The sequence below is a fragment of the Mycobacterium sp. genome (assembly GCF_035570115.1).
GTDB lineage: Bacteria > Actinomycetota > Actinomycetes > Mycobacteriales > Mycobacteriaceae > Mycobacterium.
In genome coordinates this window covers 1-12,356 of sequence record NZ_DATMLH010000175.1, presented here as the reverse complement: position 1 = coordinate 12,356, position 12,356 = coordinate 1, and the positions used below count along the sequence as shown (strand labels likewise).

General features: G+C 66.8%; 11 protein-coding genes. 2 read left to right on the top strand and 9 right to left on the bottom strand.

The genetic code is table 11. The features are described 5' to 3' along the window. Window positions 1-1,057: amidase (locus tag VNW74_RS15860; protein ID WP_325678436.1), on the top strand; the 1,057-nt coding region annotated here is incomplete at its 5' end. Here VNW74_RS15860 and VNW74_RS15855 read toward each other — a convergent pair. The 5 genes from VNW74_RS15855 to VNW74_RS15835 form a co-directional block, all read right to left on the bottom strand. Beyond that, window positions 1,054-2,079: a nitronate monooxygenase gene (locus VNW74_RS15855; RefSeq protein WP_325678435.1), complete on the bottom strand. Its 1,026-nt coding sequence runs from the start codon at window positions 2,077-2,079 to the stop codon at window positions 1,054-1,056. The two genes, VNW74_RS15860 and VNW74_RS15855, sit on opposite strands and share 4 nt — an antisense overlap. 4 nt (window positions 2,080-2,083) lie before the next feature. After that, window positions 2,084-3,436 carry a pitrilysin family protein gene (locus VNW74_RS15850; RefSeq protein WP_325678434.1) on the bottom strand — a complete coding sequence of 451 codons (1,353 nt, stop codon included), beginning with the start codon at window positions 3,434-3,436 and terminating at the stop codon, window positions 2,084-2,086. Then, window positions 3,414-5,759: a polyribonucleotide nucleotidyltransferase gene (locus tag VNW74_RS15845; RefSeq protein WP_325678433.1), complete on the bottom strand. Its 2,346-nt coding sequence runs from the start codon at window positions 5,757-5,759 to the stop codon at window positions 3,414-3,416. Before VNW74_RS15845 ends, VNW74_RS15850 begins: the two co-directional genes overlap by 23 nt. 382 nt (window positions 5,760-6,141) lie before the next feature. Continuing rightward, entirely contained in the window at window positions 6,142-6,411 is a 270-nt protein-coding gene (gene rpsO, locus VNW74_RS15840) for a 30S ribosomal protein S15 (RefSeq protein WP_219065472.1), read from the bottom strand. Between the two features lie 121 nt (window positions 6,412-6,532). Beyond that, entirely contained in the window at window positions 6,533-7,507 is a 975-nt protein-coding gene (locus VNW74_RS15835; RefSeq protein ID WP_325678431.1) for a bifunctional riboflavin kinase/FAD synthetase, read from the bottom strand. Window positions 7,508-7,586: 79 nt separating this feature from the next. Here VNW74_RS15835 and mntR point away from each other — a divergent pair, with 79 nt between their 5' ends. Beyond that, window positions 7,587-8,282 carry a manganese-binding transcriptional regulator MntR gene (gene mntR / locus VNW74_RS15830; RefSeq protein ID WP_325678429.1) on the top strand — a complete coding sequence of 232 codons (696 nt, stop codon included), beginning with the start codon at window positions 7,587-7,589 and terminating at the stop codon, window positions 8,280-8,282. Between the two features lie 16 nt (window positions 8,283-8,298). Here the strand turns inward: mntR and VNW74_RS15825 are convergent, their stop codons facing one another. The 4 genes from VNW74_RS15825 to VNW74_RS15810 are packed head-to-tail and all read right to left on the bottom strand — an operon-like array spanning window position 8,299 to window position 12,323. Next, window positions 8,299-9,264, bottom strand: coding sequence for an alpha/beta hydrolase (locus tag VNW74_RS15825; protein WP_325678427.1), 966 nt, complete (start codon window positions 9,262-9,264; stop codon window positions 8,299-8,301). After that, window positions 9,261-10,526 (bottom strand): acyl-CoA dehydrogenase family protein, encoded by a 1,266-nt coding sequence (locus VNW74_RS15820; RefSeq protein ID WP_325678425.1) that lies wholly within the window; start codon window positions 10,524-10,526, stop codon window positions 9,261-9,263. The genes VNW74_RS15825 and VNW74_RS15820 overlap by 4 nt, the downstream gene beginning before the upstream one ends. A 23-nt stretch (window positions 10,527-10,549) precedes the next feature. Then, window positions 10,550-11,431 carry an SDR family oxidoreductase gene (locus VNW74_RS15815; RefSeq protein WP_325678423.1) on the bottom strand — a complete coding sequence of 294 codons (882 nt, stop codon included), beginning with the start codon at window positions 11,429-11,431 and terminating at the stop codon, window positions 10,550-10,552. A gap of 19 nt (window positions 11,432-11,450) precedes the next feature. Further along, entirely contained in the window at window positions 11,451-12,323 is an 873-nt protein-coding gene (locus tag VNW74_RS15810) for a MaoC/PaaZ C-terminal domain-containing protein (RefSeq protein WP_325678422.1), read from the bottom strand. Between the last annotated feature and the right edge of the window lie 33 nt (window positions 12,324-12,356).

Sequence of the window (12,356 nt, the reverse complement as noted above, 5' to 3'; positions counted from 1 at the left end):
GCCGACCACCGAGCCGCTCGCCTGGGGCGCAACGCACAACCCGTGGGACCTCAGTCGCTCACCCGGCGGATCGAGCGGCGGCGCAGCAGCCGCCGTCGCCAGTGGCATGGTCCCGTTCGCGCACGCCAGCGATGGTGGCGGCTCGATACGAATTCCCGCTTCGTGTTGCGGGCTGGTGGGTCTGAAACCCAGTCAGGGCAGGATCACGCTGGGCCCGATCCGCGACGAGACTGCGCTGTCAGTCGAACTTTGCGTGAGCCGTACGGTGCGCGACACGGCGACACTGCTCGACGCCGTTCGGGGACCCGGCATCGGCGACACGGTGATCGCGCCCGCCCCTTCGCGCCCGTATGTCGAGGAGGTTGGTGCCGACCCGGGCCGGTTACGCATCGGCCTGCTCGACCACCATCCGCAAGGCGGAGCCGTCGCACCCGAGTGCACAGCGGCCGCGCGTTCCGTCGCCACGTTGCTCGAATCCTTCGGCCATGCGGTCGAACCGGCGTGGCCCCCAGCACTCGAGGACACCGGGCTCAGCCTGCGCTTCGGAGCCATGTGGAGCACGAACGTGGGTGTCAGCCTGCGACGGTTCGAGGAACAACTCGGACGGGCGCTCGGCGAGGACGAGTTCGAACCCATGAACCGCGTCCAGGCCGAGTTCGCCGCGCACATCAGCGCCGTCGACTATGCACTCGCGCTATCGGCCACCACCCACTTCCGCCGGGCGCTGCAGTCCTGGTGGGCCGATGGCTGGGATCTGTTGCTCACACCGACGGTGGCCGAGCTTCCGCTGCCGCTCGGAACCATCGGCAACAATCCCGATCACCCGATGGATGCGATGGAACGGTCGGGCCAGTTCATCCCGTTCACCCCGGCGTTCAACATGAGCGGCCAGCCCGCGATCAACGTGCCCGTCGAGTGGACCGAAGACGGGCTGCCGGTCGGCGTGCAGTTGGCGGCCGCATATGGACGCGAGGACGTCCTGCTTCGGGTGGCAAGCCAACTGGAAGGGGCCAAGCCGTGGGCACCGCGCACGCCCTCGGTAGGACCCGCCGGCTAGACGTCGCCGAGCGTCTTGACGATGTCCTTTGCCGGCCCAACGGTGGCCGCCCGGTACGCCGTTCCCGCCCACAGATTGGTGCCGTGCGGGTCGTCCAGAGCGGCCGACGCCCTGCGGATCGGCGAGGTCATCTGGTTGACCTCGGGGTAGCCCAGCGGCGCCACGTCGTCGAACAGCCGGGTGAAGTCGTTCTCCAGACCGCGCGCGTACCGGCCCGAGAAGGCCCGAGTGACAACGGTGCTGATGAACTCCGGATGCTGCAGAGCGGCGCGGTGTGCGGCGTTGGTGCCGGCTTCGTCGGCGAGCAGCAGCGCGGTGCCGACCTGCGCGGCGACCGCTCCCCTGTTGATGACGGCGGCCACGTCTTCGGTGCTGCCGATTCCGCCGGCCGCAATGAGCGGAACGTCACGCGCGTGGCGGCGAATCCGGGCGAGCAACACGTGCAACGCCTCGGTGCCGGGGTCCATGTCCGGTGCAAAGGTGCCGCGGTGCCCACCGGCATCCGGGCCCTGGACGATCAGGCCGTCCGCACCGGCGGCGAGGGCCACTCCTGCCTCGTAAGCCGATGTCACGGTGTTGAAAAGCAGCATTCCCAGCGCACCGAACCATCGCATGACGTCCGGTGGCGGGGCGCCGAAGGTGAACGACACCATCTCGGGCCGTAGGTCGGCGACCACCTCGAGTTTTTGCTGCCACCCGTCGTCGTCACCGAAGTTGGGGTAACCCACGTCGACCCCATAGTGCTCGGCGAGCTCGTCGAGCGCCTCCGCGTAGTGGTTGAGCTGATAGACATCGGCGACGCTGGGCTGTGGCACAAACAGGTTGACGCCAATCGGGCCGGTGGTCGCTGCGCGGGCGGCTGCGATGTCGTCGGCGAGGCGTTCCGGACTCACATAGCCACTCGCGAGGCAACCAAGACCGCCCGCGTTCGACACCGCTGCCGCCAGCGCCGGCGTACCCGCGCCACCCGCCATCGGAGCGCCCACGATGGGCACGTCGAGATCCCAGAACCCCAGTACCATGGCGTTACCCCGCTATCGCCCGAAGCTGCCCCGGCAGCGACCTTTTCGACTGGTGTGGGCCAAGAACGGCCACGCCGTAGGGCTTACCCAGTAGCTGGCGGGCCGCCGCATTAACCTCGTCCACGGTGACCTCGTCGAGCTCCTGCAGGGTGCGGTCGATACTTCGGTGCTCAGCGTAGTTGAGTTCGCTTCGGCCGATGCGGTTCATCCGGGAATTGGAGTCCTCCAAGCCGAGCACCAGCCCGCCGCGCAGCGAACCCTTCGCGATACGGCATTCCGCCTCGGTAATGCCGTCGCGCGCCACCGTCTCGAGCACGTCGGTGGTCACCCGCGCGACTTCGCCGAAACGCTCGGGCAGGCACGCGGCGTACACCGACAGCGCGCCGCTGTCGGAGAACATGTCCAACGACGAGTAGACCGAGTACGCCAACCCGCGGGATTCCCGAACCTGTTGGAACAAGCGCGAACTCAAGCCACCGCCGAGCGCGGTGTTGAGCACCAAAAGGGCCCAGCGGTGCTTCCAATGCCGGCCAGGCGTGCGCACCCCCAGACAGACGTGCGTCTGCTCTGCGTTCCGGTTGGCCAACGTCAACCGCGGGCGACCGACGATCCGGCCGGTGCCCTTGCGCGGCGGCATCGGCCGCCGACCCCTGATCAACCGCGGCCCAAAGTGCTCGCGGACCAACGCCACCACGTCATCGTGGTCGACGTTGCCCGCCACGGCGACGACCATCCGCTCGGGTGTATAGCGCCGCACGTGAAACGAGTGCAGTTGAGCGCGCGTCATCGCCGACACCGATTGCACGCTGCCGATGACCGGACGGCCCACCGGGTGGTCACCGAACAGCGCGCCCAAGAACATGTCGCCCAGTGCGTCCTCGGGGTCGTCGTCACGCATGGCGATCTCCTCGAGCACGACGTCACGCTCGAGCTCGACATCGTCGGTCGCGCAACGCCCGTTGAGCACCACGTCAGCGACCAGGTCGACGGCCAGCTCCAGATCGCTGTCGAGCACATGCGCGTAGTAGCAGGTGTGCTCCTTGGCGGTGAACGCGTTCAGCTCGCCGCCGACTGCGTCCATCGCCTGCGCGATGTCGACAGCCGTCCGCGTCGGGGTGGACTTGAACAGCAGATGCTCGAGGAAGTGTGCGGCGCCGGCCACGGTTGCACCCTCGTCGCGCGATCCGACGCCCACCCAAACCCCGACCGACGCGGAGTGCACCGCCGGAAGGTATTCGGTGACGATTCGCAACCCCCCGGGCAGGGTGGTGCGGCGGAACGCCGAAGACGGCTCGGCGCTATGGCGGCCGCGTCGCAGCGGCTGCGTCCCCGGGCTAACTGCTGGCCGTTGCGGCATCGGCTTCCGTCGGCGACGATGCGGGCTGGTGGTCGGCCCGCTGAGAAGCCGACGAGTCGGCTTCCGCGGTCTCCGAGGCAGGTGCTGCGTCACCGTCGCCGGATTCTCCGACTTCTTCGGCGACGAGTACCAACGAGATCTTGCCGCGCTTGTCGATGTCGGCGATTTCCACGCGCAACTTGTCGCCGACGTTGACGACATCCTCGACCTTCGCGATGCGCTTGCCCCTGCCGAGTTTGGAGATGTGCACGAGCCCATCGCGACCCGGCAGCAGCGACACGAACGCACCGAAGTCGGTGGTCTTGACCACCGTTCCGAGGAATCGCTCGCCGGTCTTGGGCAGCTGCGGGTTGGCGATCGCGTTGATCCGGTCGATCGCGGCCTGTGCCGAAGGTCCGTCGGTGGCGCCGACGAACACGGTGCCGTCGTCCTCGATCGAGATCTGCGCGCCGGTTTCCTCGGTGATGGCGTTGATGATCTTGCCCTTGGGGCCGATGACCTCACCGATCTTGTCCACCGGCACCTTGATCGTGGTGACCCGCGGCGCATACGGGCTCATCTCGTCGGGTTTGTCGATGGCTTCGGCCATCACCTCCAAGATGGTCAGCCGGGCGTCTTTGGCCTGCGCGAGCGCGCCGGCCAGCACCTTGGACGGGATCCCGTCGAGCTTGGTGTCCAGTTGCAGGGCGGTGACGAAGTCCTTGGTGCCGGCGCACTTGAAGTCCATGTCGCCGAACGCGTCTTCCGCGCCCAGGATGTCGGTCAGCGTGACGAACCGGCGCTCGGTGCCTCCGCCTTCGACCTCGACGTCGTCGGACACCAGGCCCATCGCGATGCCGGCCACCGGCGCCTTGAGCGGAACCCCGGCGTTCAGCAGCGCCAGCGTCGAAGCGCACACCGAGCCCATCGAGGTGGAACCGTTGGAGCTCAAGGCCTCTGAGACCTGACGGATCGCGTACGGGAATTCCTCAACGCTGGGCAGCACCGGGATCAGTGCTCGTTCCGCCAGTGCGCCGTGGCCGATCTCGCGCCGCTTGGGCGAGCCGACCCGACCGGTTTCCCCGGTGGAGAACGGCGGGAAGTTGTAGTGGTGCATGTACCGCTTGGAGGTCTCGGGTCCCAGCGAGTCGATCTGCTGAGCCATCTTGACCATGTCGAGGGTGGTCACACCCAGGATCTGGGTTTCGCCGCGCTCGAACAGCGCGCTGCCGTGCGCCCGCGGCACCACCGCGACTTCGGCCGACAGTGCGCGGATGTCGGTGATGCCGCGGCCGTCGATGCGGAAGTGGTCGCTCAGGATGCGCTGTCGCACAAGCTTCTTGGTCAGCGCGCGGAATGCCGCGCCGACCTCTTTCTCTCGACCCGCGTAGGTGTCGGCCAGCCGCTCGAGCACCTCGGCCTTGATCTCGTCGGTGCGGGTGTTGCGTTCGTCCTTGCCGGAGATCGTCAGCGCGGCGGACAGCTCCTCGGTGGCCACCGAGGAGACCGAGTAGTACACGTCGTCGCCGTAGTCGGGGAACACCGGGTAATCGCCGGTCGGCTTCGCGGCCGCGTCGGCAAGTTCCTGCTGCGCGGCGCACAGCGCGGCGATGAACGGCTTGGCGGCCTCCAGGCCTTCAGCCACAACGCTTTCCGTGGGCGCCTGCGCACCACCCGCAATCAGTTCGATGACCTTATCGGTGGCCTCGGCCTCGACCATCATGATGGCCACGTCGGCGTTCTCGCCGCCACCGGACACCACGCGCCCGGCTACCACCATGTCGAACACCGCCCGCTCGGCCTGCTCGACCGTCGGGAATGCCACCCAGGTGCCGTCAATCAGCGCCACCCGGACGCCGCCGACCGGGCCGGAGAACGGCAGGCCGGCCAGCTGGGTGGAAGCGGATGCGGCGTTGATGGCCACCACGTCGTAGAGCTCGTTGGGATCCAGGCTCAGGATCGTCACCACGACCTGGATCTCGTTGCGCAAGCCGTTGACGAACGACGGGCGCAGCGGCCGGTCGATGAGCCGGCAGGTCAGGATCGCGTCGGTGGACGGCCGGCCCTCGCGACGGAAGAACGAGCCGGGGATGCGGCCCGCGGCATACATCCGCTCCTCGACGTCGACGGTCAGCGGAAAGAAGTCGAATTGCTCTTTGGGGCTCTTGCTGGCAGTGGTGGCCGACAGCAGCATGGTCTCGTCGTCGAGGTAGGCGACGACGGCGCCGGCGGCTTGCAACGCCAACCGGCCGGTCTCAAAACGGATGGTGCGGGAACCGAAGCTCCCGTTGTCAATGATGGCGATCGCTTCGAACACGCCTTGGTCAATTTCAGCTACAGACATGGAAGTCCGTGCGGCCTCTCTGGGTTTATTCAGCTGTTTCGCGTGGTCACGCTAAACCCGGAGGTTCCAGGGCCTGGATGCGGCGACGGCCGTCGATCGAAGCCGCCGACCTGCCCCGGTTCGGGAGCCCGGCAGCCACTACCGAAGACCGCGCGATGCAGGCCCCGATATGGGTTTGTGACTCGCTGGGACGGTGCGCGCGGATCGCGCGCGCCGCACCTGCTCGGGCCGATACGGCCCAGAACGTCCTCACTCTACACGCCGACCTGGCGATTCCTACCCGCCCGACAACGATGCGGGCTGCGAAGTGGCCCGGGGTGGGCACCCCCAGCCGCGCAGCGGCGAGGGGGCACCTCGGGCAATCAAACTCCGCGGGCCGCGGTCAGCGGCGCAGACCCAGCCGCTCGATCAGCGAGCGGTAACGCTCCACGTCGATCTGGGCCACGTATTTCAGCAGCCGGCGACGGCGTCCCACCAACAGCAGCAGACCTCGCCGCGAGTGGTGGTCGTGCTTGTGCACCTTGAGGTGCTCGGTCAAGTCGGCGATCCGCCTGGTCAGCAGGGCAACCTGCGCCTCAGGGGATCCGGTGTCGGTCCCATGCAGGCCGTAAGAGCCCAGGATTTCCTTTTTTTGCTCGGCAGTCAGCGCCACGAAATATCTCCATCAATCGGTCCGCGATCGTCGATCCAGGCTGCGGCCACCGCGAACTGCAGCACGCGCCGTGTCGTCGGGGAGTCTAGCAGCGAGCGCCCGGTGAACCTGAACCCGCAGGTCAGCCCGCGGACAACAAGGAGCGGGCGCGCTCGGTGTCGGTGCCCATGGCGGCGACGAGATCCTTCACCGATCCGAACTTCTTCTGTCCGCGGATACGCGCGACGAAGTCCAGCGCCACATGCTGGCCGTACAGATCGGCGGCGGTGTCGAGCACAAACGCCTCGACCGTGCGGGTGCGTCCGGAGAAGGTCGGATTGGTGCCCACCGAAACCGCCGCCTGGTAGCGCTCGCCCGGCACCACGGTGCCCGTCACGGGTCCGTGCCCGAGAACGGTGAACCACGCGGCATACACGCCGTCGGCCGGGATGGCCGAATACATCGGCGGCGCCACGTTGGCGGTGGGGAAGCCCATCTCGGTGCCCCGCCCGTCGCCGCGCACCACCACGCCTTCAACACGATGTGGACGGCCCAACGCCTCGGCCGCCGCTACCACGTCTCCGGCGTCCACGCAGGCCCGGATGTACGTCGACGAGAACGTCACGGTTTCGGTGTTGTGGTGCTCGGAAACCAGTGACATCGACTCCACCGCGAAACCGAACCGCTCGCCGGCGCGGCGCAGCGTGTCGACGGTGCCGCCGGCCTTTTTGCCGAAGGTGAAATTCTCACCCACCACGACTTCCACCACGTGCAGGTTTTCCACCAGCAATTCGTGGACGTAGCGCTCCGGCGTGAGCTTCATGAAATTCGTGGTGAACGGCATCACCAGAAACACATCGATGCCGAACTCCTCGGCCAGCTCGGCGCGTCGGGTCAGCGTCGTCAGCTGAGCGGGGTGGCTGCCGGGGTGAACCACTTCCATTGGATGCGGGTCAAACGTCATCAGCACGGTCGGCACACCACGTGCGGTGCCCGATTTCACCGCGTGCTCGATCAGCTCGGCGTGTCCGCGGTGCAGCCCGTCGAACACTCCGATGGTGAGCACACATCGTCCCCAGTCCGTGGGTATCTCGTCCTGGCCGCGCCACCGTTGCACAACCGTCAGCCTACGGCGCCAGGTAGCGGGTAGTCGTGCGAGCGCCGCAGATCAGGTGAGGATTGCTTAAACTTCCGTTGTGCGCACTGCCGACGAGCCCAACGAGCTCACCGCGGTTGCCCAGGACTATCTGAAAGTCATCTGGAACGCCCAGGAGTGGTCGCTGGACAAGGTCAGCACCAAGATGCTGGCCGAGAAGCTCGGGGTGTCCGCCAGCACCGCCTCGGAATCCATTCGCAAACTCGCCGAGCAGGGTCTGGTCGACCACGAGAAGTACGGCGCGGTCACGCTGACCGAGTCGGGACGTCGGGCTGCGCTGGCGATGGTCCGTCGCCACCGACTACTGGAGGCCTTCCTGGTCAAGGAGCTTGGCTACAGCTGGGACGAAGTGCACGACGAGGCCGAGGTGCTCGAGCACGCGGTCTCCGACCGGCTGGTGGCGCGTATCGACGCCAAGCTGGGCTTCCCCCAGCGCGATCCGCACGGTGACCCGATCCCGGGCTCCGACGGGCAGGTGCCCACGCCGCCGGCTCGCCAGCTGTGGTCATGCTCCGACGGTGACACCGGTACGGTGGCGCGGATATCCGACAAAGACCCCGAGATGCTGCGCTACTTCGACAGCATCGGTATCAGCCTCGACTCGCGGCTGCGGGTCCTGACCCGCCGCGAATTCGCCGGGATGATCTCCGTGGCGGTCGAATCGGCCGACGGCGTGCCCACCACGGTCGACTTGGGAAGCCCCGCCGCACAAGCGATCTGGATGGTAGCGCAGTAGCGACCCGGCACGCTGTTCACGACGCGGCGTCGGCTTCGGCGACCGCGTTGCGCAGAAAAAGTCCAGCCTCCTTGAGGCTGGTCCACCCTTGATCACGCGGCCAGAGCCAATAGCCATGCATCAGACCCGGCCACACCTGCTCTTCACAGCGACCACCCGATGCGACCACTTGCGCGGCGAACGCCTCCGCGTCGGCACGCATGACTTCCCTTGTACCGTAATGCATCTGGACTGGCGGCAGATCGGACAGGTCGGCGTTCAACAGGCACAGCCGCGGGTCCTCGGCGTCATGGCCACCCACGTATAGCGCGACGGCGCGGGCGGCGGCACGCGGATCGAGCGGCTGACTCCGGATACGCGCGTCGGCACTCGAGGCCCGGTATGCCGGATCGATCAGCGGTCCGAACAGGGCGAGCGCTGCCGGAGCGGGCAGCCCTTCGCTACGCAGCCGCAGGGCAAGCGCGACCGCCAGGTGGCCACCGGCCGAGTCGCCCGCGACGACGAGCTTGGCGGGATCGTGTCCCTGCGCAAGGAGCCAACGATATGCGGCGAACGCGTCGTCCTCGGCCGCCGGAAACGGATGTTCGGGCGCCAGCCGGTAATCGATGGCGAAGGCCGGCATGCCGGAGTATTTGGACAGATGCGACGCGAACCCGCGATGTGTGCGCGACGAGCAGATCAGGTAGCCGCTGCCATGCAGCACCAGGATCGCGCCGACACCGTCGTCGGCCTGCGGCGCCCACACCCACTCCCCCGGCACCGGTGCCGAGACCGGCTCGACGTGAACGCCGGGGACCACCGGGGTGGTTCGGGCGATCAGATAGTCGGCCGCCGGGCGCACCGCCGCGAACAGCCATTGTTGCGACACCAGGACGTTGAGCACCGCGTTGAACGCCAGCCGCGAGATCGAAACATGGCTCAGCCGGTCGACCACCGCGAGCGAGCCGCGCTGCAGGGTTTTTGCCGCCGTCCGCGCGCTCATCCGGCGAGCAGGCCCTTGGCGATATGGGTTACCTGCACCTCATTGCTGCCGGCGTAGATCATCAACGACTTGGCGTCGCGGGCCAGCTGTTCGACCCGGTACTCGGCCATGTAGCCGTTACCGCCGAAGAGTTGCACGGCCTCCATCGCGACATCGGTGGCGGCCTCGGAGGAGTACAGCTTGATCGCCGATGCCTCGGCCAGCGAAGGCACCCGGCCCGCCTGCATCTTCTCCAGCGTTTGAAACACCATGTTCTGCACGTTGATCCGCGCGACTTCCATCTTGGCCAGCTTCAGCTGGATGAGCTGGAATTGACCGATGTTTTGGCCCCACAGGGTGCGGGTTTTGGCGTAGTCGATGCAGCGCCGGTGGCATTCGTTGATGATTCCCAATGCCATCAGCGCGACGCCGAGTCGTTCGGCGGCGAAGTTCGCCCGTGCGCTTTCCCGACCGTCCCCGCCGCTGGGCTGCTCGGTCTCGCCGAGCAATCGGTCGGGAGTCAGCCGGACGTTGTCGAAGAACAATTCGCCGGTCGGCGACGACATCATGCCCATCTTCTTGAACGGCTTGCCCTGCGTCAGCCCCGGCATGCCGGCGTCGAGCACGAGCGGCAACACCGGTCGGCTGCGGCGGTCCACGGAGCCGTCATCGAGTTTGGCGTAGACGATCAGCACATCGGCGTACGGGCCGTTGGTGATGAACGTCTTCTGTCCGTTGAGCAGGTAGGCCCCTTCTTGGTCGCCATCCCGCCGAACCGTGGTCTTCATCCCGCCGAAGGCATCCGAGCCGGAGTCGGGTTCGGTGATCGCCCACGCCGCGATTTTGTCGAGCGTCATCAATTCCGGTAGCCAGCGGTCCTTTTGCGCGAGCGTGCCGCGACCCATGATCGTCGCCGCACCCAGGCCCAGGCTGACGCCGATCGTGCTGAGCAATCCGATGCTCACGCCGGCGAGTTCGGACACCAACACGGCGGCCATCGACGCCTGGGCACCCAGATCTCCCAATCCGGCTGATGACCGCTTCTCGCCGCGCGGCTCACCGCCATCAACCGCCGCTTCCTTGGCCCGCTCCTTGTCGAGCATCGTCTTGACGGCTTCGGCGGCCAGCACGTCCAGGCCGAACTCACTGAATAGCTTGCGCGCGATGGGATACGGCGACAGTTCACCGGTTTCCAATGCGTCCAGCTGCGGCCGGATCTCCTTGTCGATGAACTCGCGCACCGTGTCGCGCATGATCAGATCGGTGTCGGACCATTCGAACATCATCTGCTCCTGAGCGACGGTTGTTATTGCGGTAGGCGGCTAGCGATATCGTCGATCAACCACGGACCGTCGGTCTCGATCGTGTCGACATCGTGCCAGCCGGACAGCGCCGAAATCGCCCCGCCCTGAACCGCGTACACCTTGCCGGTGATCGGGCACTTCTCCGTCGCCAGGTAGGCCACCAGCGGCGAGATGTTCGCGGGACTGAACAGGTCGATCTCGCCCTCTCGTTGACCGGCAAGGGCGTCGGCCATCAGCGAACCCATCCCGGGGGTGGCCAACGTCAGCCGGGTGCGGGCGATCGGCGCGATCGCGTTCACCCGCACGCCGTAGCGTTCCAGTTCCTCGGCGGCGATCAGCGTCATGGCCGCGATTCCCGCTTTGGCCGAACCGTAGTTGGCCTGGCCGGCATTCGGCAGTGTCACCCCGGAACCCGATGCGGTGTTGATCACCGCGGCGTTGGGTTGATCACCGGCCTTGGATTGCGCCTTCCAGTAGGCAGCGGCGTGCCGCAGCATCGCGAAATGGCCCTTCAAATGCACGGCAATCACCGCGTCCCAATGCGATTCCTCCATACCGGCGATGAACGAATCTCGCAGGATGCCGGCGTTGTTGACCAAGATGTCGAGTCGGCCGAACTCAGCGATAGCTTGTAGCACAACGCTTTCCGCACCGCTCCAAGTCGCGACGTTCTCGGTGCTGGCGACGGCCGTGCCACCGGCCGCGGTGATTTCCTCCACCACGTCGCGGGCCGGGCCGCTGTCGGCGCCTTGGCCGGCATTGTCGCCGCCGAGGTCGTTGACGACGACCTTGGCCCCTTCTTTCGCGAACAGCAGTGCGTGTTCGCGCCCGATGCCACGCCCCGCGCCGGTGATCACCGCGACCCGGCCTTCTAATGCACCCATTGACAGGACTCCCTCGTTGTCAGTCGACTATTACTGCCAGCCCGTCGGTGATGACCCATTCCTGGCCGGCATCATCACCGCGCGCCGTCTCGAACGCATAGCTGGTGGTCCCGCCGGCGCTGCTGACATCCCAGACCCGCGTTTCCAGGTCGTCGCCGGGCAGCACCGGCTTGGAAAATCGGACCGCGAACCGCTTGAGCCGGTTGACATCCGAGCCGGCGAGCTCGGTGAGCACCGCCCACGACGTAAACGCCATGGTGCACAGCCCGTGCGCGATGATGCCGGGCAGACCGGCGTCCCTGGCCAGCTCCTCGTCGAGGTGGATCGGCATCGGGTCACCGGCCGCAGGCGAGTAGCGGAAGGTTTGGTCGGTGTCGATGTGCTGCACGACCTTGGCCACCGGCGCCTGTTCGCGCAGTTTGTCGTCGAATTTGTGGTCGGGGCTCAGTTCGCCGATCGTCTTGCCGACCGACATGCCCCGCACGAACGTCGTGACGTACTGCTCATTGACCAGTTCACCGTCCTCGGTGCGACATTCGAGCAGGATCGCGGCACGAGTGCCCTTCTCCAGCCCTTGGTATCCGATCATCTTCCCCCGCGAGACGAGCTTGTCCCCTGGGCGGATCGGCCGGTGGAAGTGGAAGTCCTGTTCGCCGTGGACGATCCGCGGGATGGCCTCGACCGGCATCACGTCGACCGCCGGGGTGAGTAAGGCCTCGAAGACGGGGACGATCGCGAATACCGGTGGCGCAACGTCCCCTCGACGGTGCGCTTCGATGGGGTCGTTCGTGGCCCCGGCGTACTCGGCCAGGCGGTCCTGGGTCACGTCGAACCGCTCGTCGTCGGTCCAGCGGTCCAAGCCAGTGTCGTCGAATTCCAATGTCTCGGTCATCGAAGAGGCCCTTGGGCCTCAGACATCTCAGTT